Here is a 22,151-nt window from a genome sequence, read left to right on the forward strand (position 1 = left end):
GTAATGGCTCTCAGGCGATCTTCGACACGGCGAGGAAGACCTCGGTGCAGTGCTCCACGAGGTCCTCTTCGGACAGTTCGAGGTTGCCGTCCAGCCACGAGGTCAGCGCTTGGGAGAGCCCGCCGACCAGCATCTCGGCCAGCAGGTCCAGCCGCGCCGTGGAGGGCATTCCGTAGAACTCGCGGGCCTGCAGCCCGAGCAGTCCGGCGAACCACCGCGCGGACGCGGCGCGCCGCTCGGCCAGCACGGTGTTGTCCAGGCTGGGGGAGAAGAGCAGGAAGCCCTTGCGCGGGTCCTCGGCGATCGTGCGGACCAGGCGGCTCAGCCCGGCGTGGGTCTTGGCGCGCGCGTCGCCGGGGGCGGACTGGACGGCCTCCAGGGTTCTGGCCGCGATGCCCTCGACCACGGAGTCGTACACCGCGACCGCCAGCGCGTCCCGGTCGGCGAAGTTCTCGTAGAAGTATCGCGCCGCCAGCCCGGCCTGGCGGCATACGCCTCGCACGGTCAGGTTCCGGTCGCCATCGCGCGCGCCGAGGAGTTCCAGGCCGGCCTCGACGAGCTGGGCGCGGCGCTCGGCCTGCCGGTCCTGGCCGGCGACGCCGCCGTAGGTGCGCAGCGATGTCGATTCCATGCCCCCATCTTGACAGGTGCGCACCGGTGGCGCTCCAATATCTGCGAACGCCCGTGAGCAGAATTGGAGTCCAACGATGGCCCAGGCTGCCGCCACCCGCCTCGATGACGCGATGATCGGGGCCGGCCTGCTGGCCGGGGCCGCGAACGTGATCATGCAGCTCGCGCACCCCTCCGTCGGCTACGGCGTGTACGAGAGCCGGGTGGACAGCGGGAACCTGTTCAAGCACCCGGTCAAGCGGAGCCGGACCACGGTCACCTACCTGGCCGTCGCCGCGCTGGGCACCGACGCGGAGCGCAAGGCCTACCGCAAGGCCGTCAACGCCTCGCACGCGCAGGTCCGCTCGACGCCGTCCAGCCCGGTGTCCTACAACGCCTTCGACCCGAAGCTGCAACTGTGGGTCGCGGCGTGCCTGTACCGCGGGTTCGAGGACATCTACGAGGCGTTCATCGGGCCGCTGACGCCCGAGCAGACCGAGGAGATCTACCGGAACTCCGCACGCCTGGGCACGACGCTGCAGGTCAAGGAGGACATGTGGCCCGCCGACCGGCAGGCCTTCGAGGAGTACTGGAACAAGGCGCTGGCCGAGATCTCGATCGACGACACCGTCCGGCAGCACCTGCTCGACATCGCCGACCTGAAGTTCCTGCCCGGCTTCGTCAGCCGCACGCTGGGGCCGGTCAACCGGTTCGTCACCACCGGGTTCCTGCCCAGCCGCTTCCGCGAGGAGATGAAGCTCGACTGGACGCCGCGCGACCAGCGCCGGTTCGAGCGGGTGCTCAAGGCGGTCGGCCTGGGGGTGCGCCTGTCGCCGAAGCCGTTGCGGGAGTTCCCGTTCAACGCCTACCTCTGGGACCTCCGCCGCCGCCTGCGTTCGGGGCGGCCGCTGGTCTGACCGGCGGCGGGCCGGCGGGACCGCGCGCGGGCAGCGTCCGCCGGTACACCACGCTCGTCGTCGTGCTGCCGAACTGCGCCAGCTGGTCCGCGACCTCCTCCAGGTGCTCCATCGAGGCGGCCGCGACCTTCAGCGTGTAGCAGTCGTCGCCGGTGGTGCGCAGGCACTCCAGGATTTCGCAGCGCTCGGCGAGCAGCCGGTGCAGCGGCTCGTGCCTGCTGCCCGGGTACTTCAGCCGCACCACGGCGAGCACCGGGTACCCGACCTTGCCGAGGTCGACCTCCGCGCGGTACCCGGTGATCACCCCCGACGCTTCGAGCCGCTTGACCCGCTCGGTCGTCGCGGAGGCGCTGAGGTTGACCCGGCGGGCCAGCTCGGTCAGCGGCACGCGGCCGTCCCGCTGCAGCTCGGTGAGGATCGCCCAGTCGGTCGCGTCGAGAGTCTCGGTCATACGCCGAAAATACCGGGAGATCCACGGTAGACGGCCGGGAAGACCGGAAGGAATCGGTGTGCGGGCCGGTGATCGCTGCCTAACCTGGATCCCGTGCGAATCGGTGTGAATGTTCCGAACTTCGGCCCCGGCACGGATCCGGGGGTGCTGCGCGACTGGGGCCGGACGGTCGAAGGGCTGGGTTACGACCTGCTGATGGTGTCCGACCACGTGGCGCTCACGGCGGACGTGGTCGAGCAGTACCCGGCGCCGTTCTACGAGCCGTTCACGACGTTGTCCTGGCTGGCCGGTGTGACCGAGCGGATCCGGCTCGGCACCACGGTGCTCGTTCTGCCCTACCGGCACCCGTTGCTGACCGCGCGCATGGCCGCGAACCTGAACGCACTCAGCGGCGGGCGGCTGGTGCTCGGCGTCGGGGTCGGCTGGGCGCGCCAGGAGTTCGCGGCGCTGGGCGTGCCGTTCGAGCGGCGCGGCGCGCTGACCGACGAGTACCTGGACGCGCTGCGCGAGGCGTGGGCCGATCCCGGTTACCGCACCGCGCAGATCCCGTTGTGGATCGGCGGGAACAGCCCGGCGGCCATGCGGCGGGCGGGGCGGCGGGGCGAGCCCTGGCACCCGCTGCGGTTCGCGCCCGAGTGGTTCCGGTCGGCGACCGGGACGCTCAAGGCCTTGGCCGACGAGGCGGGACAGCCGGTGCCCCCGTTGGTGCCGCGGATCGTGCTGCGCCTGACCAGCCGGCCGGTCACCGGGGAGCGGCTGGCCGGTGAGGGCACCATCGAGCAGATCGTGGCCGACATCGAAGAGTTGCGGGTGCTGGGCGCGGAGACCGTGGTGCTCGACCCGTTCAGTGGTGACCCGGCGGAGACGTTGCGGCCGCAGGCCGCCTGGCAGGCGCTGGCGACCGTCCGCGCCCATCTGGAGGGCTGATGTCCGACGACGAGAAGTACCTGCGGCGCGCGATCGAGCTGGCCGGCGAGGCCCGGGCGTCGGGCAACCCGCCGTTCGGCTCGCTGCTGGTCGGTCCCGACGGGCGGATCCTCGCCGAGGACCGCAACACGACGATCACCGACCGGGACATCTCCGCCCACCCCGAGCAGAAACTCGCTCGCTGGGCGGCGCGCGAGCTGGACCCGGAGACGGCGGCGGGCACCACGATGTACACCAGCTGCCAGCCGTGCGGGATGTGCACGGGCGCGCTGGCGCGGTCCGGGCTGGGGCGCGTGGTGTTCGCGTTGTCCGGTGAGCAGCTGGAGAGCCTGAAGGAGCCGACCGCGCCCGTCGTGGCGAAGCCGGTGCCGCAGGAGGGCCCGTTCCTGTTCGAGGAGGCGCGCGTGCCGGTGGAGGGCTACTACCGCTGAGTGAGCTCGGCGCCCGGCCGGAAGGACCGCACCAGGGCGGAGTCCTGGTGCTCGGCGAGGGTGAGCGCGAACCCGACCTCGTCGGCCCACTCCTCGCCCGAGCAGTCCTCGCCCGGCGGCGTCGCCGTGCGCGGGCGCGTGCCGCGTAGTTTCGCCGCCTCCGCCAGCGGGAGCCAGCAGGCCGTGGCGAGGGCTTCGGAGCCGGCGTGGGCGCGGGCCGCCTCGAGTGTGGCCGGGGCGACGTAGTCCCGCAGGACCAGGACCGCGTCGCGGATCTCGATGACCCGGCGGTACAGCCGCAGGTCGCTGGCCCAGCGGCCGTTCTCCGGCAGGTGGACCTGCGGCACGGCCGCCACCAGCCGCCGCCACAACGGCTCCAGCCTGCGCAGGGTGCGGTGGTCGTTCACGGACCGGTGCAGCCGCAGCAGTTGCGGCAGGGCCGTGCCGAGCGCCATCACCCACGCGGTGATCGCGACGTTGAGCGGGAACGTCGCCGCCACCCACGGTGAGCGCGTGACCAGGTAGGCGGGCGCGACCAGGCCCCAGAACACGGTCGAGGACGCGAAGCCGGTGGCGAGCACGTACAGGCCGGCGCGCAGGGGGCGGGTCGTGGCCCGGCGGCCGTAGCGGGCGCACACGACCGCGGCGGGGCCGGTGCCCAGCACGTGCGCGAGGCAGAGCAGCAGCCAGAACAGGTCGAACCACGGCGCGTCCGCCGGGGTGACGCAGGCGGCCGTGGCGCCGGTGTTGAGCAGCAGCAAGGCGGCGCTCACCAGGGCGGCCGCGCCGTAGACCAGCAGCGGACGGCGGCGGGAGGCGGCGGCGAGGACGAAGTCGAGGATGAGCGCGGAGCTGACCACACCCCAGACGTTGACCACGATGCCGCACGTGTCGCCGAGCCGGAGCGCGCGGTTGACCAGGCCGGTCACCGGATCGAGGGCGACCGTGATCGAGGTGGCGAGGCTGGCGATCGCGATGAGCATGCGCCGCCGCGGAGGCGAGCGCCGGGCGGCCGGGGCGCGGATCAGCAGCGCGGCCCAGAGGAGGAGGGTGCCCGCGACGAGGAGGTCGGTGCCGGCGCCCTGCACGAGTGCCGGGTTCACGGGCTGCCTCCCCGGCGCGGGGCTGAGGGTCGCGGGCAGCTCCGTGCAGTGCCGGCCCGTGAGGCCGGGCCGACGTGCTGCTGCCGCCTGCTGCGCCCGTGACTTCGCACAGCACACCCTCGGTCCGGGAGAACCGCCGCCCGGGTCACTCCCACGTCCCGCGCAGGCCGAGCGCCGTTTCGAACTCGCGGAGTGCTCCGGTCGTCGTCCAGGTCGCGCGGGCCTGTGCGGCGGTCCGGATGAGGCTCGCGACCAGTTCCGCCTCCTGTTCCTCCTCCGTCGAGTACCCGGTGCGGGTCAGCAGCCGCTCGATCAGCTCCGGCGACAGGTCCGGCAGCACCCGCGCCAACGGGTGCGCCCCGCCACCGGCGCCGGTGTGGTCGCACAGCAGGTGGCCGATCTCGTGCAACACGATGTGCTCGCGGTGCACCCGGCTCGTCTTCTCCTCGACGTAGATCACGTCCGCCGTCGCCAGCCGGATCCACGCCCCGCACGCGGACCCGCCGGACCCGGGCGGCAGCGTGCGCACGTGGATCGGGCGGCCGCGCCGCGCCGCGAGGGCGTCCACCAGCGCGGGCACCGAGAACGGCTGGGGCAGCGGCAGGCCGGCCACCAGGGCCTGGCACCGCCTCAGGTCGCGTCGCGTCACCATCGCGCTGCCGTCACCTCCGCTCGCGCGTCGTCCGCGAGCCGGCGCGGCGCCTGCCCGGTCTACGCGCCCGGCTCGTCCTCCGGCTGCTCGGCAGGCGGCCCGAGCCGCTCGATCTTGCGGGCCTCGGTGACCATGGCCAGCAGCGCGTCCAGGGTATCGTCGGACAGCCCGTCCGCGCGCAACGCGATGGACCGGACCTTCTGGTTGCGCAGCGCCTGCGCCAGCTCGAGCTGGGCGTCGACGCGGGAGGTCACCGCGTCGTCCAGGAAGTACTCCGCGGGCACGCCGAAGAACGCGGCGAGCGTGCCCAGCGTTTCCTGCGTCAGGTTGCGCTTGCGGCCGCTGGCCAGTTCCCACAGGTACGTGCTCGACAGCGTCGCCCCCGTGCGCTCGCGGATCTGCGCCGCGAGCTTCGCGTACCCGGGCCTGCCCTCGGGGTAGAGGGTGGTGATCAGGTGCGTGATCTTGGCGGCGAGTGAGCCGCCCTCCTGCCCGCCCTGGTCCATGGGGTTCCTCGTGCTCGAAGGGAGCGTCCGCTGAGGCGGACGGCCGGTGGTCGGCAGCCATTCTGAGTCAGCTGTGAGCCGTTGACAAACCGAGGTGTCCAGCCCCTATTCTGGCCCACGTCATCCGCTGAAGCGGATGTGCGGCCGGCGGGGCCTGGGGGCTCGCCGGCCTTTTTCGTGTCCGGATCCGTTCACCCTGCACGCCCCGCCCGGAAGCGGTTATGATGGTGGAGGCGTCGTTCTCCCAGTGACCCCCAGGCTGGTCGAGGACGACGCCCCTTTTTGCGGCTTGACTTTTGTTCACGGTATGCATTAGATGATTTCAGTAGTGCAGAAGACCTGTCGACAGGGGGAGAAGTGAGCATGCCGCTGCGGGCCGGGATCATCGGTGCCGGGTTCATCGGAGCCGTGCACGCCCGTGCGGTGCACACGCTGGGGCAGGACCTGGCCGCGGTGGCGGCGTCCACGCCCGCCCGCTCCCGGGAAGCCGCGGCAGAGCTGGGCGCGCGAGCCGCCGTCGACAGCGCCGAGGAACTGGCCGCCGCCCCGGACATCGACGTCGTCCACATCTGCACCCCGAACGCGCTGCACGCGCCGCTGACCCGCATCGCGCTCGACGCGGGCAAGCACGTCGTGCTGGAGAAGCCGGTCGGCACCAGCAGCGCCGAGGTCGCCGACCTCGTCCGGCGGTGGCGGGACACCGACCGGGTGGTCGCCGTCCCGTTCGCCTACCGCTTCTACCCGGTGGTGCGCGAGGTGCGGGACCGCGTGCGCGGCGGGCCGGTCCGGCTGATCCACGGCGTCTACCTGCAGGACTGGCTTTCCCGGGACAGCGACACGAACTGGCGCGTGCGGTCCGGGCTCGGCGGGCCGTCGCGCGCGTTCGGCGACATCGGGGTGCACTGGTGCGACCTGGCGGAGTTCGTCACCGGGCAGCGGATCGCGCGGGTGCACGCGGTGCTGCCCCGGGTCGTGCCGGTGCGGGCGGGCGTCGAGGTCGACACCGAGGACGCGGCGCTGCTGCAGTTCGAGACCGAGCAGGGCGTGTTCGGGTCGGCGGTGATCAGCCAGATCTCGCCGGGGCGGCGCAACCAGCTGCAGTTGCGGATCGACACGCCGGACACCGAGTACGCGTTCGACCAGCAGGAGCCGGAGGTTCTGTGGATGGGCGGGCGCGAGGAGACGCGGGTCCTGCACCGCGGCGACCCCGCACTCGGCCCGGACGCGACCTCTCGCAACCTCGTCCCGGCCGGCCACCCGCAGGGCTACCTGGACTCCTTCACCGGCTTCATCGCCGACGCCTACGCCGCGATGCGCGGCGAAAAGCCCGACGGCCTCCCGACACTGGCCGACGGCGCCCGCGCGACGGCGATCACCGAGGCGGTCCTGGACTCCGCCGCCCGCCGCGACTGGGTGGAGGTCACGCCCGGCTGAGCGCCGGGCCTGGTACGAATTTCCGGGTAGTGCGAGCGAAGGGACCCCCGTGACCGCAACCATCCCGTCCGACCAGCTCGACGATCTGGTCCTGGTGCTCGACCTGGTGCGCTCCGGCGCCGCGCGGACCCGGCCGGAGCTGGGCAGGCGGTCGGGCCTCGGGCGGACCGTCATCAGCCAGCGCGTCGGTCACCTGATGCGCGCCGGGCTGCTGGAGGACGGCGAGCTGGGGCCCTCCAGCGGCGGGCGCGCGCCGCGGGAGCTGCGGTTCCGCTCCGGCGCCGGGGTGATCCTCACCGCCGAGCTGGGCGCGACCAGCATCAGCGCCGGCCTCACCGACCTCGCCGGGAACCTGCTCGCGCAGCGCACCGAGGCCTCCGACGTCGCCCGCGGTCCGGAACCCGTGCTCGCCCAGGTCGGCGCCCTCTTCGACGACCTGCTGGCCACCCGGCCGGACGCCCAGGTGTGGGGGGTGGGCATCGGGCTGCCGGGGCCGGTCGAGTTCGCCACCGGGCGGCCCAGCGCCCCGCCGATCATGCCGGGCTGGGACGGCTACCCGGTGCGCGACCACTTCGCCCGGCGGCACAACGCGCCGGTGTGGGTGGACAACGAGGTGAACGCGATGACGCTCGGCGAGTTCCGCGCGGGCGCGGCGGCCGGGGCGCGCGACTACCTCTACGTCAAGATCGGCACCGGGATCGGCGCCGGGCTCATCTCCGGCGGCCACCTGCACCGCGGCAGCCAGGGATGCGCCGGCGACATCGGGCACACGGCGGCCCGCGCCGACACCTCCGTCGTGTGCCGGTGCGGCAACATCGGCTGCCTGGAAGCGCTCGCCGGTGGCGCCGCGCTGGCCAGGGACGGCGAGGCCGCGGCGAAGGACGGCGGCAGCCCCATCCTGGCCGAGCGCCTCGCGGAGAACAGCGTGGTCACCGCGGAGGACGTGGCGTGGGCGGCGCAGAACGGCGACCGCGCGGCACTGGAGCTGATCCAGCGCGCGGGACGGCTGATCGGCGACCAGCTGGCGATGCTGGTGAGCTTCTTCAACCCGTCGCTGCTGCTGATCGGCGGTGGCGTGGCCGGCGCGGGCGACCACCTGCTGGCCACGATCCGTGAAGTGATCTACGGGCGGTCCCTGCCGCTGGCGACCCGGGACCTGCGCATCGTGCGCTCGTCGCTGGGCGACCAGGCCGGGGTGGTGGGCGCCGCGTTCATGGTGCTGGACGAGCTGTTCACCCGCGACCGGCTGGCGAAGTGGATCGACGCGGGCACGCCGGCGGGGCTGCCGGACCTGACGGCCGCCTGACCGCCGCGGTGGTGAGCCCGCCGGACGCGGCGGCGGGCCGGCGGAGCGGGTCTGGTGGCGGGCGGTGCTGCGCGAGTGGCGTGCCGGAGGCTGGTGCGCCTGCCGGACCGCGGGGCGGGTTGCGGGTGTGGCAGATGGTGGTCCGCTGGGGCGGGTGGGCTGCGGCGCGCGGGTGGCTGCGCCGGCTTGGCCGCGCGCGGGGTTGCCAGGCGGCGCTGGTGATCATTCTGCGCGAGCGGCAATGGACCGAGCGCCCCGCCAACGGCAACGGGCCGGTCCCCCGTGGGGAACCGGCCCGTTGAACAGTCGCGCGAAGGTCAGATGATGCTGACGCGGCTCGCCTGCGGGCCCTTGGCGCCCTGCGTGATCTCGAAGGTCACCTGCTGGTTCTCTTCAAGGCTGCGGAAGCCGTTGCCGTCGATCTCCGAGTAGTGGACGAAGACGTCTGGTCCGCTCTCCTGCGCGATGAAGCCGAAGCCCTTTTCGGCGTTGAACCATTTGACGGTGCCCTGTGCCATGTGTTTCTCCTTGATATTTTCTCTAACAATCAGAGCGCGGAGGCCGCGCTCTTCGTGGTCAGCCCGAGCATGGCGAGCAGCTCGCGGCAGTCGTGGACGTCCAGCGCGTGGTCGGCGACCGTGCGCGCGGCGCGGTGGTTGGCGATCGCCTCGTCCTGCGCCATCCGGGCCCGTGCCTCGGCGATCGGGCCGGTCTCGGGTTGCTGTTCGGAAGCGTGGCGAGCCCAGGTCATGACGATCCCTTCGACGGTGCGGACGACTTCACGGCCAGCCGGGCCAGCCGTTGCTCGGTGGGCCAGCGCACCTGCCAGGCCCAGCCGAGACGTTCGAATGCCCAGATGACCCGGGCGGACACGTCGATCTGCCCGCGGCGCACGCCGTGGCGGGCGCAGGTCGGGTCGGCGTGGTGGGAGTTGTGCCACGACTCGCCCATCGACAGGATCGCCAGCGGCCAGAAGTTGGCCGAGCGGTCGCGACTGGCGAACGGGCGGTCGCCGATCATGTGGCAGATCGAGTTCACCGACCACGTGACGTGATGCTGGAACGCCACCCGCGCGAGCCCGGCCCACAGGAACCCGGTGAGCGCGCCCCACCAGGACATCGTGGCGAGCCCGCCGATCAACGCAGGCAGCAGCACCGACAGCGAGACCCACAGCGGGAAAAGCCGGTCCACCGCACGGATGTCGGGGTCCGCGGCCAGATCCGGCGCGAACCGGTCCACATTGGTCCGGTCGCGGCCGAACAGCCAGCCCATGTGCGCGTGCCAGAAACCCTTGGCCAGCGCGGCAGGCGAGGTGCCGAACAGCCACGGCGAGTGCGGATCGCCCGCACGGTCGGAAAACGCGTGGTGGCGGCGGTGGTCGGCGACCCAGCCGATCACCGGTCCCTGCGCCGCCATGCTGCCCGCGATCGCCAGTGCGATCCGGAGTGGACGGTTCGCGCGGAACGCGCCGTGCGTGAAGTACCGGTGGTAGCCGATCGTGATGCCCAAAGTGGACACCGTGTAGAACGCGGCGGCGACGGCGAGGTCGAGCCAGCTCAGTCCCCAGCCCCAGAGCAGGGGAACGGCCGCGATCAGCGCGGCGAACGGGATGATCAGGAACGCCCGGATGACCACCATCTCGGTCATCGACGCTTGTTCCGACAGCAGGGGCTTTGGGCTCTTCCGGTCCGGGACGACGGAAGTGGGAGAGGTCAAAAAGGAAACTTCTCTCGTGGAGGATCAACCACGAAGGGCCAACCGAAGGGAACGAAACCGGCCCGGTTGCCAGCCTGCGAAAAACTCCCGACGAGAACGACCTTACCCCATCGGATCCGGTACGTCACGATTCCCGGGTGGGAAGCTGTTTTTCATGATCATCGTCGGCGTGGTCGCGCTGGTGGCCTGGCTGTGGCTGGCCGCCACCCGGTTCTGGCGCACTGACCAGCGGTTACCGCCCCGGCGGACGCCCGCCACGTGGCCCTCCGTGGCGGTCGTCGTGCCCGCCCGCGACGAGGCCGGGATCCTGCCGGAAACGCTGCCCGCGCTGCTCGCCCAGCGCTACTCCGGGCCGCTGCGGCTGATCCTCGTCGACGACGGCAGCGGCGACGGCACCGCCGACGTCGCACGCGCCCTGGGCGGCGGCCGCCTCACCGTCACCGCGCCGGGTGACCGGCCGCCCGGCTGGACCGGCAAGCTGTGGGCGCTCGCCCACGGCGTCGAGCAGGCCGGTGAGCCGGACTTCCTGCTGTTCACCGACGCCGACATCGCGCACGGCCCGGACTCGGTCACCGCGCTGGTCGAGGCCGCGGGGGAGCGCGATCTCGTGTCCCAGATGGCGCGCCTGCGCACCCGCACCGGCTGGGAGCGGCTGGTCGTTCCCGCTTTCGTGTACTTCTTCGCGATGCTCTACCCGTTCCGCCGGGTGAACGGTCCCGGCCGCACGGCCGCGGCGGCCGGCGGGTGCTGCCTCGTCCGGCGTGCCGCGCTGGAGCGGGCCGGGGGAGTGGCCGCGATCCGGGACGCGGTGATCGACGACGTCGCCCTCGGCAGGCTGCTCAAACGCGCCGGGGGCCGGATCTGGCTCGGCCTGGCCGGCGACGTGCGCAGCGTCCGGCCGTACCCGTCCCTGCGCTCGCTGTGGGACATGGTCGCGCGCAGCGCCTACACCCAGCTGCGGCACTCCCCGGCGCTGCTCGCCGGCACCGTGCTCGGCCTCGCGTTGGTGTTCCTCGCGCCCCCGGTCCTGACCCTCGCCGGTGCCGGCCCCGCACGTCTCCCCGCCCTCGCCGCGTGGCTGCTGATGACCCTCACCTACGTCCCGATGCTGCGCTACTACCGGCAGCCGTGGCCCGCGGCGCTGCTGCTGCCCGTCACGGCGACGCTGTACCTGCTGATGACCGTCGACTCGGCCGTGCGGCACCGGCGCGGGCACGGCGCGGCCTGGAAGGGCCGCAGTTACGGGTGATCGCGGGTACGGTCTGAAGCGGTTACCGGAACGAGGAGACACACCATGGCCGACCAGGACATCATCGCCAACATCGACAAGCTGATCGCGGAGGAGCACGAGCTGCGATCGCGTTCGGTCGGCGACGGCCTGAGCGACGACGACCGCACCCGCATGCGCCGGGTCGAGGAGCAGCTGGACCAGTGCTGGGACCTGCTCCGCCGGCGCCGGGCCGCGCGCGAGTTCGGGGAGAACCCGGACCAGGCGCAGGCCCGCCCGGTCAGCGAGGTCGAGTCCTACCGCCAGTGATGGAATACCCACCCTGCCCAGGCTGTTGTGCCGACTAGTTGAACGCACAACTACCTGAGCAGGGTGAGGTCCATGTCCCGCACACTCGTGGTCGTCTCGGCCGGCCTGAGCAGCCCTTCCTCGACGCGGCTGCTGGGTGACCGCCTGGCGCAGGCCGCCGCACGCGAGACCGGCGCCGCGATCGAGGTCGTCGAGCTGCGCGACCTCGCCACCGACATCGCGAACAACCTGGTCACCGGCTTCCCGAGCCCGAAGCTGAGGGACGCCGTCGAGACCGTGACCCGCGCCGACGGGCTGATCGTGGTGACGCCGATCTTCAACGCCTCCTACAGCGGCCTGTTCAAGTCGTTCTTCGACGTGATCGAGGCCGGCTCGCTGCAGGGCAAGCCGGTTCTCATCGCCGCGACCGCGGGCACCGCGCGGCACTCGCTCGCGCTGGAGTTCGCGCTGCGGCCGCTGTTCGCCTACCTGCGCGCCGACGTCATGCCGACCGCCGTGTTCGCCGCGTCCGAGGACTGGGGCGCCTCCGACGGGCCGGACGGCGACCTGACCGCGCGCATCGAGCGCGCCGCCGGTGAGCTGGCCGCCGCGGTGAGCGGGCGGCCCGCCGCGCCTGCCGTGGCCGAGGAGGACGAGTTCGTCCCCTTCGACCAGCAGCTGGCGCGCCTGGGCATCACGTCATCGCGTTGACGCCGGTCAGGTCCCGCCCGATGATCAGCTTCTGCACCTGGCTGGTGCCTTCGTAGAGGGTGAGCACGCGGGCGTCGCGGACGTACTTGCCGACCGGGTACTCGTCGATGAACCCGTACCCGCCGAACACCTGCAGGCAGTTGTTCGTCACGCGCACCGCGGTCTCGCTCGCGTGGTACTTCGCGGCCGAGGCGTCCGTGGCGTACTCCTTCGGCTTCATCCCGGCGTCGGCCATGCGGGCGACCTGGTGGGTGAGCAGCCGCGAGGCCTGCACGTCCACCGCGGCGTCCGCGAGCAGCTCCTGGACCAGCTGGAACGAGGCGATCGGCTTGCCGAACTGCTCCCGCTCGGTGGCGTAGCGGGTGGCGGCGTCCAGGGCGGCCTGCGCCACGCCGACCGCGCCCGCGGCCACCGAGATCCGGCCGCGGGACAGCGTGCCGAGCGCGATGCCGAGGCCCTTGTCGACCTCGCCCAGCCGCGCCGAATCGGGCACGCGCACGTTGTCGAAGGTCAGCTCGGCGGTCGCCTGGCCGCGCAGGCCGAGCTTGCCCTTGATCTCCGTCGCCGTGAAGCCGGGGGAGTCGGTGGGCACCAGGAACGCGGTGATGCCGCGGTCGCTGGTGCGCGCGAAGGTCAGCGCGACCTTCGCCCACGTGCCGTTGGTGATGAACATCTTGCTGCCGTTGATCACCCAGTCGCCGCCGTCGCGCTTGGCGCGGGTGCTCAGCGACCCGGCGTCGGAGCCGGTGCCAGGTTCGGTGAGGCCGAAGCAGCCCAGCGCCTCACCGCTGATCAGCCGCGGCAGCCACTCCTGCTTCTGCTCGTCGGTGCCGTGCGCGGCGATCGTCTTCGACACCAGGCCGAGCGACACCGACACGATCCCGCGCACCGCGGAGTCGCCGCGGCCCAGCTCCTCGGTGACCAGGACGTAGGACAGCATGTCGGCGTCCACTCCGCCGTACCGCTCGTCCAGCGTCAGGCCGAGGAACCCCAGCTCACCGAGCCGCCGCACCACGGACTGGTCGACGTGCTCGGCGCGGTCCCACTCCCGGGCGTTGGGCGCGATCTCGGCGTCCACGAACTCCGCCGCCATCCGGCGGAAGTCGCGCTGGGTCTCGGTGAGACCGAAATCCCGTGCCAGCATTGGCTTTCTCCTCCTCAGACGTCTTCGGGCGCGGTGCCCGCGGCGGTCAGCGGCAGGCCGAGCTGCGCGCGTTCGGCCAGCCACCGCGTCGGGCGGTAGCGCGGGTCGCCGGTGGCCTCGTGCAGCGCGCGCTGCAGCGTGAGCAGCCGGGCCGGGCCGACCTCGTCGCCCCAGGCCAGCGGGCCGCGCGGGTAGCCGAGCCCGAGCCGCACGCCCAGGTCGATGTCGGCGGGCGCGGCGATGCCCTGCTCGGCGATCGAGGCGGCGACCGAGACGATCGACGACACCAGCCGCTGCGCCACACCGCCTTCGACGTCCCGCACCACCGAGACCGCCTTGTCGCCGCGGGCCAGCACCGCGCGCGCGTCGCGGGCCGCGGCCGGGTCGGCGGCCGGGGTGATCGCCAGGACGCGGCGCGCGGTCCGGATCGACAGCGGGTCGACGCCGAAGGTCCGCTCCGGCGGCAGTCCCTGCGCGGCGATCGCGGTCGCCACCGTGGTGCCCCACGTGGTGACGAGCGCGACCGCGTCGCCGGTGAGCGTGTCGGCGACCTTCGCGCCGGCTTCGGTCAGCGCGGCGCGCAGCTCGTCGTCGTCCGTCCACACCGGACGATCCGCGTCGCCGGTGACGGGCTTCTCGGCGGGCTTTTCCGCGCCCTCGGTGTAGTCGAACCAGCCCTGCTTGGTCTTGCGGCCGTGCAGGCCCGCGGCGACCCGGTTCGGGGTCAGGAAGGACGCGCGCAGGCGGTCGGAGTAGCGGAACCCGGCCCAGATCGACTCGATCACGGTCGCCGTGACGTCCAGCCCGGTGAGGTCCATCAGCTCGAACGGGCCCATCTTCAGGCCCAGCACGTCACGTGCGATCCGGTCCAGCTCGGCAGGCTCGGCGGCCTGGCGCTCCAGCAGCGCGAGCGCCTCGGTGACGAGCCCGCGGCCGGCGTGGTTGATCAGGAAGCCCGGCGTGTCGGAGACGACGACCGCGCTGTGGCCGGTCTCCCGGACCAGCGCGGACACCGTCTCGACGACGTCCGGCCTGGTGCGGGCGCCGGGGATCACCTCGACGATCTTCATCAGCGGCGCCGGGTTGAAGAAGTGCAGCCCGACCAGGCGGGACGGGTCGGACAGCCGCGCCGCGATCTGCGTGACCGGCAGCGACGAGGTGTTCGTCGCGAACACCGTCGTGGCCGGCAGCGCCTGCTCCAGTTCGGTGAACAACGCGGCCTTGGTGTCCAGGTCCTCGCGGATCGCCTCGATCACCAGGTCCGCCTCGCCCGGCTGGGCGGGGGAGTCCAGCGGCACCAGGCGCGCGCCGATCGCGGCGGCCTCCTCGGCGGTGCTGCGGCCCTTCGCCACGGCCCGGTCGAGCATGCCGCGGATGAACTCCACGGCGTCGCCGACCGACTCCGGCCGGGCGTCGGCCAGCTCCACGGTGTGCCCGGCGGTCGCGGCCCACTGGGCGATCCCGCGGCCCATCACCCCGGTCCCGACGATCCTGATGCGCACGGTCCTCTCCTTCATCGCAGATACACCCGCTCCGGGTCGACATCTTCGCGCAGCAACCGTAGTTCGGCCTCGCTCGGCGGTTCGATCACCGTCAGGTCGCCGCCCACCTCCAGCGGCCAGCCGGTGCACTCGCGCGCCTGGTCCACGGTGACGCCCGGGTGCAGCGCGACCAGCTTCAGCTCCTCGCCGGGGCCGCTGCGCGCGAGGATGCCGAGTTCGGTGATCACCCTGGTGACGCCGAGCCCGGCCGGCCGCACACCGTCGGCGAGGGCGCGGTCGGGGCCGGGCGAGGTGCAGAAGTCCAGCTCGTCCACAAAGGACCGGGGGTCGTGGCGGCGCATCACCACGAACACCTCGCGCGAGTTCGCCATGACCTCCATCGCGCCGCCGGAACCGGGCAGCCGCACCTTCGGGGAGTGCCAGTCGCCGATCACCGAGGAGTTCAGGTTGCCCCAGCGGTCGATCTGCGCGGCGCCGAGGAACCCGACGTCGATGTGCCCGCCCTGCAGCACGTAGCCGAACAACGCGGGCATCGACAGCACCGCCTCGGCGCCGGTGATCAGCACCGCGTCGGCGATCGTCTCCGGCAGGTGCGACGGGTGCGCCCCGCACACGCCCGACTCGTAGACGATCTCCAGGTCCGGCGCGACGGTCAGGTGGGCCAGCGACGCGGCCAGCGTGGGCAGGCCGATCCCGGCGAACACCGTGCGCTTGCCGGCCAGTTCGCGGGAAGCGACGACGGACAGGACTTCGCTTGCTGTTGTCATGTCAGAGCCTCCGCCCGTAGTTCACCGGTTCGCTCATCGCCTCGCCGACCGCGAGGCCGGCCCAGAACTCCTCGCCCAGCTTGGCGACGTACTCGGCGTGGTCGGCCGTGCCGTGCACCCACTCCGCCATCCACGCGGCCAGTTTCTCCTTGTCCCTGCTGATGCCCGACCACGCGCGGTAGAAGGCGTTGTCGCGGTCGTAGTAGCCCTGCGCGAACGACGGGTGCGCCCCGCGCGGGACCTCGACCACCGCGTCGACGGCGTGCGCGGGCACCACCGTGCGGTTCGGGTCGGAGCGGACCACCTCGTCGGCCACGATCTCCTCTACCACGACGATCGCCTTGTCCGCGGCGAATACCGCCTCGGCCTGGACGCCGGTCAGGCCCCAGATCTGGGTGTTGCCCGCCCGGTCGGCGCGCTGGGCGTGGATGATCGTGACGTCCGGGTTGACCGGCGGGACGACGTAAATCTGCTCGTCGCCGTAGGGGGAGGCGACCTTGCGGATGGCCGGGTTGACGCCTGGCAGGTCGGAGCCCGCGTAGGAGCGCAGCGGGTAGAACGGCAGGCGCTGCGCCCCGGCGAGGTATCGGCAGATCAGGCCGTAGTGGCTGTACTCCTCGAACTCCAGCGGCTCGGGGTCGGCGTGCTCGATCCGGCGGCGCAGCTCGCCCAGCGACCCGGCGGAGGAGTTGCCGACGAACGACGACACCAGCTTGCGCACGCACCCGCCGGCGAGCATCTGGTCGACGACGATGTCCGCGGTCATCCGGACGACGGTGAGGTCGCGGCGGCCCTGGCGGATGATCTCGTGCCCGGCCGCGGTGGGGATGAGGTGCGTGAACCCCTCCAGCGCGACGGTGTCCCCGTCGTGCACGTAAGCCGCGACGGCGTCGCGCAGGCTCATCGTCTTGTCCGGACCCGGGCGGGGCATCGTCGCGCTCCTGTGCTGCTCGTGGATGGGGCGGTCTTCACCGTGCCACCGAGATTGATTAGTGTCCAATACCGAATCAGAGTCAGATCAAGACGGAGCTGGTAATAATGGAGCTGCGTTACCTCACGTCCTTCCTGGCCGTGGCTGAGGAGCTGCACTTCGGGCGCGCCGCCAAGCGGCTGCAGATGGCGCAGCCGCCGCTGTCGCAGCAGATCCGGCAGCTGGAGAAGGAGCTGGGGGTCCAGCTGTTCGAGCGCAACACCCGCTCGGTGCGGCTGACCAGCGCGGGGGAGTCGTTCCTCGGGCCGGTCCGGCGGGTGATGGAGGACCTGGACATCGCGACGAAGGCGGCGCGAGCGGCGGGCCGGGGCGAGTACGGGCGCGTGACCGTGGGGTTCGCGGGCGCGTCCAGCCACGAGAGCCTGCCGCTGCTGACCCGCGCCGTGCGGGCCGCGCATCCGGGGCTGGAGCTGGTGATGCGCGGCCAGACGTACGCGAACGTGGCACTGGCGCGCGTCGCGGACGGCTCGCTGGACCTGGGGTTCGTGCGGCTGCCGATCACCCAGCCCGGCGTCGAGGCGCGGGTGATCGACGAGGAGGAGATGATCTGCGCGCTGCCGTCGGACCACCCCCTGGCGCGGTTGGATTCCGTTCCGGTCGAGGCGCTGGCGGAGGAGGCGTTCGTCAGCTTCCCGGCCAACGCGGGGTCCAGCGTGCGGGACGCGACGGTGCGGGTGTGCGTGTCGGCCGGGTTCAACCCGCGCGTGGTGCAGGAGGCGCCGGACTCGTACACGATCCTCGCGCTGGTGGCCGCCGGGGTCGGGGTGACGTTGACGGTGTCGTCGTGTCAGCACATCCAGCAGACGGGGCTGGCGTACCGGCCGCTGGCGGGGGAGCCGGTGCGGTTGCAGGCCGCGCTGGCCTGGCGGCCGGACAACCCGTCGGCGGCGTTGCGGACGGTGCTGGCGATCGCGGAGCAGGCCTTGCCTACGCCTGCTTAGCGGTTCTGGCGGATCGGGTGTTCCTCGAACCGGCGCCTTCCCAGCCGGTGTGCAGGCGTCGGAACTGGTGCGGCAGGGCGGTGTTGTGCTCGACCAGCCGGCGGTGGACGCCCAGGCCGGCGAGGCGGGGCGAGCCATCGATCGCGGCCCGGCGCCAGTCGGCCGGCCCTGCCGCGTTCAGCTTGGCGAGCAGCAGCTCGGGCAACTGCTGCCACCCGCGGCCTCGGTCTCCCACGGCAGCGCCCCGTGTGCGGGGGCTCAGCGCTTTGCCCGCGTGCCGTGAGGTGACAGGCCGAGCAGGGGAAGCCATACGGTGTCCACGATCTCGACGATCGCCTCGTCCGGAACCGCGCCCATGCGCATCAGCATGTCGTGGCGCAGCAGGTCGAAGGGCAGGTTCACCAGGCGTGCGGACCGCGGCTCGTCCGCGAGCTCGCCGCGTTCGACGGCGCGCTCGACGAGCGCCGCGAAGGGGGGCGTCTGGTCCGCGGGGCGGAGGCGGCCGCGCAGGTCGTCGAACGTGGTTCCGGTCTCGCGGAAGTAGTCCGCCAGCTGGATGCGCAGGAGCACCACCGCGCGGGACCGCTCGGCGTTGATCGTGCGCAGGAGTGCGAGGGCGTCCTGGCGCAGGCTGCCGGTGTCGGGAGGGACGTCGAGTGGGCGCCAGTGCCGGGCGAGTGTGGCGACGAGGAGATCCTCGCGCTGCGGCCAGCGGCGGTAGAGCACCGGCTTGCTGGTGCCCGCGCGCGTCGCGACGACCTCGTAGGTGAAGCCGTGGTAGCCCTGCTCGACCAGGACCTCCCAGGCGGCATCGGTGATCGCGTTCTCCAGGGTGGCACCCCTGCGTCGCGTGGAAATGCCGTCCGTCCGCTGCCGCTCACCCATCACTGCCCCATGTCCTCAGCCATTCGGTTAGATCCGCTTGCGTATCTTAACCCGCGGACGTAGTCTCGGAGCCATAAGATACTAAGCCGTTTCTAAACGGGGGGAGACCCGCATGTCCACGATCAACGCCGCCCTGGTGGAGTCCTTCGCCGAGCCGCCGCACTTCCGCTCCGTCCCGGCCCCCGAGGCTGGCCCCGGGCAGGAGGTGGTGGACGTCCTCGCCGTCGGCGTGCACCCCGCCACCCGTGGCATCGCCGCCGGCAAGCACTACACGAGTCCCCAGACGCTGCCCGCCCTGGCGGGTGCGGACGCCGTCATCCGCAGGATGGACGGCAGCCTCGGCTACGTCATGCTCATGGGCGCCGGCACCCTGGCCGAGCGCATCGTCGTCGATCCCGCCACCGTCATCCCGGTCCCGGACGGCGCCGACCCCGCACTCGTGGCCGCCACCATGAACCCGGCGCTGTCTTCATGGACCGCGCTGCGCACCCGCGTGCCGTTCCAGGCCGGGCAGTCGGTCCTGGTGCACGGCGCGACCGGCAACGCCGGCTCGATGGCCGTCAAGGTCGCCAAGCACCTCGGCGCGGGGCGGGTGATCGCCGCCGGACGCAACCGCGCCCGCCTCGACGAACTCCTGGACCAGGGCGCGGACGCCGTTGTCCAGCTCGTCCCCGACGAGGACGCCACCGCGGCCGCGTTCGCCGAGGCGGCCGCCGAGGTCGACGTGGTCCTGGACTACGTGTGGGGGCAGCCCACCGAACTCGCCATGCGTGCCGTCCTCGGAGCGCGGACCCAGCACACCCGCCTGCTCGACTGGGTGCAGATCGGCGGCATGGGCGGAGACGCGATCACCCTGTCCGGGCACCTCATGCGCTCCAACGCGGTCCGGATCCTGGGCAGCGGCTTCGGCGCCGTGGACATGCAGGTCATGCAGCGGGAGTTCACCGAGCTCGTGGCCGCGATCGCGGCAGGCGGCATGGCCGTGCGCCCGCATCCGTTCCCGCTCGACCAGGTCGAGGCGGCTTGGGCCCACCAGGACGCACCCGGCGAGCGCACCGTCATCCTCCTGCGCGATTGAGACGACCGCCGTCTTACCGGCCCCGCGATTCGGTATTGGACTCTTCTAGGTCCCGTTTGGCACGGTGTCCGAGCAACACGGGATCTCAAGGGAGAGAAAATCACCATGAGCACGGCCACGGCGGCCAGACGAGCGGGCATCGGGTCGTTCATCGGCTCGACCATCGAATGGTTCGACTTCTACATCTACGGCACCGCGTCGGCGCTGGTCTTCGACGAGGTCTTCTTCCCGGAGCTGGACGGGGCGCTCGGCACGCTGGTGGCCTTTGCGACGTTCTGGGTCGGCTTCCTCGCGCGCCCGCTGGGCGGGATCATCTTCGGCCACTACGGCGACCGCCTCGGCCGCAAGAAGACGCTCGTCATCACGCTGCTGATGATGGGCATCTCGACCACGCTGATCGGCGTCCTGCCCTCCTACGCGCAGATCGGCGTCGCCGCGCCGTTGCTCCTCATCGCGATCCGCATGGTGCAGGGCATCGGCCTCGGCGGGGAGTGGGGCGGCTCCGTCCTCATCGCCTCCGAGCACGCGCCCAAGGGCAAGTCGATCCTCTACGGCGCGTTCGCCCAGCAGGGCTCGCCCGTCGGCAACACGCTGAGCACCGTCTGCTTCCTGGCGATCAGCCAGCTGCCCGACGACGCGTTCACCTCGTGGGGCTGGCGCCTGCCGTTCCTGTTCTCCGCGCTGCTGGTGATCGTCGGCCTGTTCATCCGGCTGCGGGTCGCCGAATCGCCGGCCATGGCGAACCTCATCGAGAAGAAGGCGGTCGCCAAGCTGCCGTTCACCGAGGTGCTCCGCACGCAGCCGCTGCTGATCGTCCTCGGCATCGGCGCCTGCACCATCGGCCTGTCGGCCACCTACTTCAAGTCGACGTTCGCCTTGTCCTGGGCGACTTCGGACCTCAGCTTCGACAAGAGCTCGTTCCTCACGATCATCCTGGTCGCCAACATCACGCAGATCCCGGTGCAGCCCTGGGGCGCGGTGATCGCGACCAAGATGCGCAGCTGGTCCCGCGCGGTGATCGTGATGCTGGTGCCGGAGATCCTGCTGATGCCGCTGATGTTCCTGTTCATCGGCACCGAGAACTACGCGCTCGCGATGGTCGGCACCGCGGTCGCCACCGTGCCGCACTGCCTGTACTACGCGGCGCTGGCCGGGATGCTCGCCAGCCGCTTCCCCGCGAACGTGCGCTACACCGGCATCTCCCTGTGCTACCAGCTGTGCGGCACCCTGCTCGGCGGCACCACGCCGATCGTAGGCCAGTTCCTGCTGAACCAGACCGGATCGATCGTCGCGGTGATCGTGTACGCGGTGTTCCAGGTGGTACTGACGCTGGGCTGCATGCTCGCGTTGCTGCGCAAGCCGAACTACGACGAGCGCGCCGGCGAGGAATCCGGCGCGCAGGCCGTCGCGGCCTGAAGGGAGTGACTTCGATGCCGGTGGTGGCGAACGGGATCCCGGAGATCCTGGCGCTCGCGGGACGCGACCTGGGCCGCTCGTCGTGGCGGGAGGTGACGCAGGAGCTGATCGACACCTACGCCGAGGTGTCCGGGGACCACCAGTGGATCCACACCGACCCCGTCCGCGCGGCGGAGGGCCCGTTCGGCCGCACGATCGCCCACGGCTACATGACGCTGAGCTGGGGCATCCCGATGGTCGCCGAGCTGCTCCAGGTCACCGGCGTCGGCATGGCCCTGAACTACGGGGTCAACAAGGTCCGCTTCCCGGCGCCCGTCCCGGTCGGCAGCCGGGTGCGCCTGCACGCCGAGATCGCCGCGGTCGAGGAGGTCGGCCGCGGCGGGGTGCAGGTGACGCGGAACTTCACCTTCGAGATCGAGGGCTCGGCGAAACCGGCCTGCGTGGCGGAATCCCTGACCCGCTACTACCCGTAAGACATATCGCGGGCGTATCGGAAAGCGCAGACGCCGTGGCAACAGCCTCCCGCCTTCAGTGGAGGTATGAACCACACCCTGCCACTGCCCGCGCCCGCCCGCCGCGTCCGCCGGATCGTGCTCGTCGGCCTCGCGATCGCCGGGGTGGTGATCGCCGCGCCCGGGGTGCGGCGGCTGTTCGTGGCCGCCGCGCCGCCGGTCACCGCGCTGGGGGTGGCCGACGGCGTCGTCCCGGACGGCGCTCCGGTCTCGGTGTGGGACGACGAGGTCCCGGCGGTGGGCAAGCTCGACGCGGACCTCCTCGACGCCCTGTGGCGCGCGGCGAAGGCCGCCGAAGCGGACGGCGTCCCGCTCCGCGTCAACAGCGGCTGGCGCTCGCCCGAGTACCAGGAGGAGTTGCTACGGCGCGCGGTCGACCGGCACGGCTCGCTCGAGAAGGCCGCCCGCTGGGTCGCGACCCCCGAAACGTCACCGCACGTGGCGGGCGAAGCCGTCGACATCGGCCCGACCCGCGCCGCGGCGTGGCTGTCCGCGCACGGCGCCGCGTACGGGCTGTGCCAGATCTACCGCAACGAGCCCTGGCACTACGAACTCCGCCCGGACGCGGTCCGCCGCGGCTGCCCGCCGATGTACCCGGACCCGTCGGAGGACCCGCGGATGCGGCGGTGACCCGCT

27 protein-coding genes are annotated in these 22,151 nt (G+C 72.1%); 13 read left to right on the forward strand and 14 right to left on the reverse strand.

The window, feature by feature from the left end; translation table 11 throughout:
• Positions 1 to 10 precede the first annotated feature (10 nt).
• Positions 11 to 631: a TetR/AcrR family transcriptional regulator gene (locus ACCP09_RS11725; protein ID WP_400985005.1), complete on the reverse strand. Its 621-nt coding sequence runs from the start codon at positions 629 to 631 to the stop codon at positions 11 to 13.
• A 76-nt stretch (positions 632 to 707) separates the two neighbouring features.
• Between ACCP09_RS11725 and ACCP09_RS11730 the strand changes: the two genes are divergently transcribed.
• Positions 708 to 1,526 (forward strand): oxygenase MpaB family protein, encoded by an 819-nt coding sequence (locus tag ACCP09_RS11730; RefSeq protein WP_378336727.1) that lies wholly within the window; start codon positions 708 to 710, stop codon positions 1,524 to 1,526.
• On the opposite strand, the gene ACCP09_RS11735 is transcribed toward ACCP09_RS11730, so the two are convergent.
• Entirely contained in the window at positions 1,468 to 1,977 is a 510-nt protein-coding gene (locus tag ACCP09_RS11735) for an Lrp/AsnC family transcriptional regulator (RefSeq protein WP_378336728.1), read from the reverse strand. The two genes, ACCP09_RS11730 and ACCP09_RS11735, sit on opposite strands and share 59 nt — an antisense overlap.
• A 93-nt stretch (positions 1,978 to 2,070) precedes the next feature.
• Here ACCP09_RS11735 and ACCP09_RS11740 point away from each other — a divergent pair, with 93 nt between their 5' ends.
• Both ACCP09_RS11740 and ACCP09_RS11745 read left to right on the forward strand, forming a co-directional pair.
• A complete protein-coding gene (locus ACCP09_RS11740) occupies positions 2,071 to 2,904 on the forward strand; it encodes an LLM class flavin-dependent oxidoreductase (RefSeq protein ID WP_433745740.1) in 834 nt (277 codons plus the stop codon).
• Positions 2,904 to 3,335, forward strand: a complete 432-nt coding sequence (locus ACCP09_RS11745; protein WP_378336729.1) for a nucleoside deaminase — start codon at positions 2,904 to 2,906, stop codon at positions 3,333 to 3,335. The genes ACCP09_RS11740 and ACCP09_RS11745 overlap by 1 nt, the downstream gene beginning before the upstream one ends.
• Here ACCP09_RS11745 and ACCP09_RS11750 read toward each other — a convergent pair.
• The 3 genes from ACCP09_RS11750 to ACCP09_RS11760 all read right to left on the reverse strand — a co-directional run bounded on the left by ACCP09_RS11750 (position 3,326) and on the right by ACCP09_RS11760 (position 5,596).
• Positions 3,326 to 4,438: an MAB_1171c family putative transporter gene (locus tag ACCP09_RS11750; RefSeq protein ID WP_433745743.1), complete on the reverse strand. Its 1,113-nt coding sequence runs from the start codon at positions 4,436 to 4,438 to the stop codon at positions 3,326 to 3,328. The two genes, ACCP09_RS11745 and ACCP09_RS11750, sit on opposite strands and share 10 nt — an antisense overlap.
• Before the next feature lie 145 nt (positions 4,439 to 4,583).
• Entirely contained in the window at positions 4,584 to 5,090 is a 507-nt protein-coding gene (locus ACCP09_RS11755; protein ID WP_123685843.1) for a hypothetical protein, read from the reverse strand.
• A 59-nt stretch (positions 5,091 to 5,149) separates the two neighbouring features.
• The gene (locus ACCP09_RS11760) at positions 5,150 to 5,596 is read right to left on the reverse strand and encodes a hypothetical protein (RefSeq protein WP_027928580.1); all 447 of its coding nucleotides are present in this window, start codon (positions 5,594 to 5,596) and stop codon (positions 5,150 to 5,152) included.
• A gap of 363 nt (positions 5,597 to 5,959) precedes the next feature.
• On the opposite strand from ACCP09_RS11760, the gene ACCP09_RS11765 reads away from it, so the two are divergent.
• On the forward strand, positions 5,960 to 7,030 hold the full coding sequence (locus ACCP09_RS11765; RefSeq protein ID WP_433745747.1) for a Gfo/Idh/MocA family protein: 1,071 nt from the start codon (positions 5,960 to 5,962) through the stop codon (positions 7,028 to 7,030).
• Between the two features lie 49 nt (positions 7,031 to 7,079).
• The gene (locus ACCP09_RS11770) at positions 7,080 to 8,336 is read left to right on the forward strand and encodes an ROK family protein (RefSeq protein ID WP_433745750.1); all 1,257 of its coding nucleotides are present in this window, start codon (positions 7,080 to 7,082) and stop codon (positions 8,334 to 8,336) included.
• A 317-nt stretch (positions 8,337 to 8,653) separates the two neighbouring features.
• Here the strand turns inward: ACCP09_RS11770 and ACCP09_RS11775 are convergent, their stop codons facing one another.
• The 3 genes from ACCP09_RS11775 to ACCP09_RS11785 are packed head-to-tail and all read right to left on the reverse strand — an operon-like array spanning position 8,654 to position 9,983.
• Positions 8,654 to 8,854, reverse strand: coding sequence for a cold-shock protein (locus ACCP09_RS11775; protein ID WP_017983196.1), 201 nt, complete (start codon positions 8,852 to 8,854; stop codon positions 8,654 to 8,656).
• 29 nt (positions 8,855 to 8,883) lie between these two features.
• On the reverse strand, positions 8,884 to 9,087 hold the full coding sequence (locus ACCP09_RS11780) for a hypothetical protein (protein WP_017983195.1): 204 nt from the start codon (positions 9,085 to 9,087) through the stop codon (positions 8,884 to 8,886).
• Positions 9,084 to 9,983: an acyl-CoA desaturase gene (locus tag ACCP09_RS11785; RefSeq protein WP_037322066.1), complete on the reverse strand. Its 900-nt coding sequence runs from the start codon at positions 9,981 to 9,983 to the stop codon at positions 9,084 to 9,086. Before ACCP09_RS11785 ends, ACCP09_RS11780 begins: the two co-directional genes overlap by 4 nt.
• A gap of 223 nt (positions 9,984 to 10,206) precedes the next feature.
• On the opposite strand from ACCP09_RS11785, the gene ACCP09_RS11790 reads away from it, so the two are divergent.
• The 3 genes from ACCP09_RS11790 to ACCP09_RS11800 all read left to right on the forward strand — a co-directional run bounded on the left by ACCP09_RS11790 (position 10,207) and on the right by ACCP09_RS11800 (position 12,279).
• Positions 10,207 to 11,301 (forward strand): glycosyltransferase, encoded by a 1,095-nt coding sequence (locus ACCP09_RS11790; protein ID WP_433745755.1) that lies wholly within the window; start codon positions 10,207 to 10,209, stop codon positions 11,299 to 11,301.
• 45 nt (positions 11,302 to 11,346) lie between these two features.
• Entirely contained in the window at positions 11,347 to 11,589 is a 243-nt protein-coding gene (locus tag ACCP09_RS11795; protein ID WP_433745758.1) for a DUF2630 family protein, read from the forward strand.
• A 72-nt stretch (positions 11,590 to 11,661) separates the two neighbouring features.
• Positions 11,662 to 12,279, forward strand: a complete 618-nt coding sequence (locus ACCP09_RS11800) for an FMN reductase (protein WP_433745761.1) — start codon at positions 11,662 to 11,664, stop codon at positions 12,277 to 12,279.
• On the opposite strand, the gene ACCP09_RS11805 is transcribed toward ACCP09_RS11800, so the two are convergent.
• From ACCP09_RS11805 to ACCP09_RS11820, 4 genes are read right to left on the reverse strand one after another with little or no spacing between them, the layout of a single operon-like run.
• Positions 12,263 to 13,423, reverse strand: coding sequence for an acyl-CoA dehydrogenase family protein (locus ACCP09_RS11805; RefSeq protein WP_027928587.1), 1,161 nt, complete (start codon positions 13,421 to 13,423; stop codon positions 12,263 to 12,265). The genes ACCP09_RS11800 and ACCP09_RS11805 overlap by 17 nt on opposite strands.
• A 14-nt stretch (positions 13,424 to 13,437) precedes the next feature.
• Entirely contained in the window at positions 13,438 to 14,940 is a 1,503-nt protein-coding gene (locus tag ACCP09_RS11810; protein ID WP_123685848.1) for a 3-hydroxyacyl-CoA dehydrogenase, read from the reverse strand.
• On the reverse strand, positions 14,937 to 15,692 hold the full coding sequence (locus tag ACCP09_RS11815; RefSeq protein WP_123685849.1) for a CoA-transferase subunit beta: 756 nt from the start codon (positions 15,690 to 15,692) through the stop codon (positions 14,937 to 14,939). The genes ACCP09_RS11810 and ACCP09_RS11815 overlap by 4 nt, the downstream gene beginning before the upstream one ends.
• A 1-nt stretch (position 15,693) precedes the next feature.
• On the reverse strand, positions 15,694 to 16,623 hold the full coding sequence (locus tag ACCP09_RS11820) for a CoA transferase subunit A (protein ID WP_378362433.1): 930 nt from the start codon (positions 16,621 to 16,623) through the stop codon (positions 15,694 to 15,696).
• A 107-nt stretch (positions 16,624 to 16,730) separates the two neighbouring features.
• Here ACCP09_RS11820 and ACCP09_RS11825 point away from each other — a divergent pair, with 107 nt between their 5' ends.
• Positions 16,731 to 17,624, forward strand: coding sequence for a LysR family transcriptional regulator (locus ACCP09_RS11825; RefSeq protein ID WP_123685851.1), 894 nt, complete (start codon positions 16,731 to 16,733; stop codon positions 17,622 to 17,624).
• Here the strand turns inward: ACCP09_RS11825 and ACCP09_RS11830 are convergent.
• Together ACCP09_RS11830 and ACCP09_RS11835 are read right to left on the reverse strand one after the other, a co-directional pair.
• Complete coding sequence (locus ACCP09_RS11830) at positions 17,611 to 17,829, reverse strand: hypothetical protein (RefSeq protein ID WP_123685852.1); 219 nt, start codon at positions 17,827 to 17,829, stop codon at positions 17,611 to 17,613. The genes ACCP09_RS11825 and ACCP09_RS11830 overlap by 14 nt on opposite strands.
• Before the next feature lie 53 nt (positions 17,830 to 17,882).
• Positions 17,883 to 18,509, reverse strand: coding sequence for a TetR/AcrR family transcriptional regulator (locus ACCP09_RS11835; RefSeq protein ID WP_123685853.1), 627 nt, complete (start codon positions 18,507 to 18,509; stop codon positions 17,883 to 17,885).
• A 112-nt stretch (positions 18,510 to 18,621) separates the two neighbouring features.
• On the opposite strand from ACCP09_RS11835, the gene ACCP09_RS11840 reads away from it, so the two are divergent.
• From ACCP09_RS11840 to ACCP09_RS11855, 4 genes are all read left to right on the forward strand, one after another.
• Complete coding sequence (locus ACCP09_RS11840; RefSeq protein ID WP_433745768.1) at positions 18,622 to 19,587, forward strand: quinone oxidoreductase family protein; 966 nt, start codon at positions 18,622 to 18,624, stop codon at positions 19,585 to 19,587.
• Between the two features lie 105 nt (positions 19,588 to 19,692).
• On the forward strand, positions 19,693 to 21,003 hold the full coding sequence (locus ACCP09_RS11845) for an MFS transporter (RefSeq protein ID WP_433745771.1): 1,311 nt from the start codon (positions 19,693 to 19,695) through the stop codon (positions 21,001 to 21,003).
• 14 nt (positions 21,004 to 21,017) lie between these two features.
• Positions 21,018 to 21,476: a MaoC family dehydratase gene (locus ACCP09_RS11850; protein ID WP_431906013.1), complete on the forward strand. Its 459-nt coding sequence runs from the start codon at positions 21,018 to 21,020 to the stop codon at positions 21,474 to 21,476.
• 66 nt (positions 21,477 to 21,542) lie between these two features.
• Positions 21,543 to 22,145 carry a M15 family metallopeptidase gene (locus tag ACCP09_RS11855; RefSeq protein ID WP_433745775.1) on the forward strand — a complete coding sequence of 201 codons (603 nt, stop codon included), beginning with the start codon at positions 21,543 to 21,545 and terminating at the stop codon, positions 22,143 to 22,145.
• The last annotated feature ends 6 nt before the right edge of the window (positions 22,146 to 22,151 follow it).

Source organism: Amycolatopsis sp. 3B14, from assembly GCF_050958625.1.
Taxonomy (GTDB): Bacteria; Actinomycetota; Actinomycetes; order Mycobacteriales; family Pseudonocardiaceae; genus Amycolatopsis_E; species Amycolatopsis_E thermoflava.

Excerpts from the sequence above, each read along its gene's own strand:
- ACCP09_RS11765 (WP_433745747.1), top strand. The coding sequence starts at position 5,960 with ATGCCGCTGCGGGCCGGGATCATCGGTGCCGGGTTCATCGGAGCCGTG.
- ACCP09_RS11850 (WP_431906013.1), top strand. The coding sequence starts at position 21,018 with ATGCCGGTGGTGGCGAACGGGATCCCGGAGATCCTGGCGCTCGCGGGA.
- ACCP09_RS11845 (WP_433745771.1), top strand. The coding sequence starts at position 19,693 with ATGAGCACGGCCACGGCGGCCAGACGAGCGGGCATCGGGTCGTTCATC.
- ACCP09_RS11810 (WP_123685848.1), bottom strand. The coding sequence starts at position 14,940 with ATGAAGGAGAGGACCGTGCGCATCAGGATCGTCGGGACCGGGGTGATG.
- ACCP09_RS11840 (WP_433745768.1), top strand. The coding sequence starts at position 18,622 with ATGTCCACGATCAACGCCGCCCTGGTGGAGTCCTTCGCCGAGCCGCCG.
- ACCP09_RS11775 (WP_017983196.1), bottom strand. The coding sequence starts at position 8,854 with ATGGCACAGGGCACCGTCAAATGGTTCAACGCCGAAAAGGGCTTCGGC.
- ACCP09_RS11805 (WP_027928587.1), bottom strand. The coding sequence starts at position 13,423 with ATGCTGGCACGGGATTTCGGTCTCACCGAGACCCAGCGCGACTTCCGC.
- ACCP09_RS11785 (WP_037322066.1), bottom strand. The coding sequence starts at position 9,983 with ATGACCGAGATGGTGGTCATCCGGGCGTTCCTGATCATCCCGTTCGCC.
- ACCP09_RS11745 (WP_378336729.1), top strand. The coding sequence starts at position 2,904 with ATGTCCGACGACGAGAAGTACCTGCGGCGCGCGATCGAGCTGGCCGGC.
- ACCP09_RS11725 (WP_400985005.1), bottom strand. The coding sequence starts at position 631 with ATGGAATCGACATCGCTGCGCACCTACGGCGGCGTCGCCGGCCAGGAC.
- ACCP09_RS11735 (WP_378336728.1), bottom strand. The coding sequence starts at position 1,977 with ATGACCGAGACTCTCGACGCGACCGACTGGGCGATCCTCACCGAGCTG.
- ACCP09_RS11760 (WP_027928580.1), bottom strand. The coding sequence starts at position 5,596 with ATGGACCAGGGCGGGCAGGAGGGCGGCTCACTCGCCGCCAAGATCACG.
- ACCP09_RS11730 (WP_378336727.1), top strand. The coding sequence starts at position 708 with ATGGCCCAGGCTGCCGCCACCCGCCTCGATGACGCGATGATCGGGGCC.
- ACCP09_RS11795 (WP_433745758.1), top strand. The coding sequence starts at position 11,347 with ATGGCCGACCAGGACATCATCGCCAACATCGACAAGCTGATCGCGGAG.
- ACCP09_RS11790 (WP_433745755.1), top strand. The coding sequence starts at position 10,207 with ATGATCATCGTCGGCGTGGTCGCGCTGGTGGCCTGGCTGTGGCTGGCC.
- ACCP09_RS11800 (WP_433745761.1), top strand. The coding sequence starts at position 11,662 with ATGTCCCGCACACTCGTGGTCGTCTCGGCCGGCCTGAGCAGCCCTTCC.
- ACCP09_RS11835 (WP_123685853.1), bottom strand. The coding sequence starts at position 18,509 with ATGGGTGAGCGGCAGCGGACGGACGGCATTTCCACGCGACGCAGGGGT.
- ACCP09_RS11755 (WP_123685843.1), bottom strand. The coding sequence starts at position 5,090 with ATGGTGACGCGACGCGACCTGAGGCGGTGCCAGGCCCTGGTGGCCGGC.
- ACCP09_RS11825 (WP_123685851.1), top strand. The coding sequence starts at position 16,731 with ATGGAGCTGCGTTACCTCACGTCCTTCCTGGCCGTGGCTGAGGAGCTG.
- ACCP09_RS11855 (WP_433745775.1), top strand. The coding sequence starts at position 21,543 with ATGAACCACACCCTGCCACTGCCCGCGCCCGCCCGCCGCGTCCGCCGG.
- ACCP09_RS11780 (WP_017983195.1), bottom strand. The coding sequence starts at position 9,087 with ATGACCTGGGCTCGCCACGCTTCCGAACAGCAACCCGAGACCGGCCCG.
- ACCP09_RS11815 (WP_123685849.1), bottom strand. The coding sequence starts at position 15,692 with ATGACAACAGCAAGCGAAGTCCTGTCCGTCGTCGCTTCCCGCGAACTG.
- ACCP09_RS11820 (WP_378362433.1), bottom strand. The coding sequence starts at position 16,623 with ATGCCCCGCCCGGGTCCGGACAAGACGATGAGCCTGCGCGACGCCGTC.